Raw genomic sequence first — 448 nt, 5'->3', positions numbered from 1 at the left:
CATTGGCAGCTCGCCGCCCTGCAGGTGGTCGGCGCCTTCGGTATCCATGACAATCCCGTCGATCCCGTCGATGGCAACAATTGGCGAATAGATCGTCAGCGCCCAGAGCGTGATGCGTTCGAGAGCGACCCGATCGGCTTCGATATCCGCGTCAACCATCATCAGACCGCGAAACAGCGACTGCGCCTTCGCCGCCGGCATGCCGACATGCACGCCAGCAGCTCTGGCAGCCGGGTCGGCAGCCGAAACCCATCGCTTGGAACCGCTTTTGGCGATTACCGCGATTGGCTGTTCAGGCGGAATGGAGGGATCGGCTCGACGAATGCGATCCGTCGGCAGATCCGGAAGATAAATGGATACGACCCTTGTCATCACACGCTCTCACGAGAAACTCAGCACACTCACCCGCTTTCACGCGCATCAATTCCAAAAACCACTGAGGCCTGCC

General features: G+C 59.8%; 2 pseudogenes. Both read right to left on the bottom strand.

What is annotated here, in order from left to right:
- Positions 1-339: pseudogene (locus FS804_RS24730) on the bottom strand (DNA polymerase Y family protein); the annotation flags it as partial.
- Positions 293-448 (bottom strand): annotated as a pseudogene (locus FS804_RS25335) (damage-inducible mutagenesis protein); the annotation flags it as partial. The pseudogenes FS804_RS24730 and FS804_RS25335, both read right to left, overlap by 47 nt.

Origin of the sequence: Agrobacterium sp. DE0009 (genome assembly GCF_007680755.1) — a bacterium.
Taxonomy (GTDB): Bacteria; Pseudomonadota; Alphaproteobacteria; order Rhizobiales; family Rhizobiaceae; genus Agrobacterium; species Agrobacterium tumefaciens_B.
Note: the sequence above shows the minus strand (reverse complement) of the source record. Positions and strands in the feature narration are given on the sequence as shown.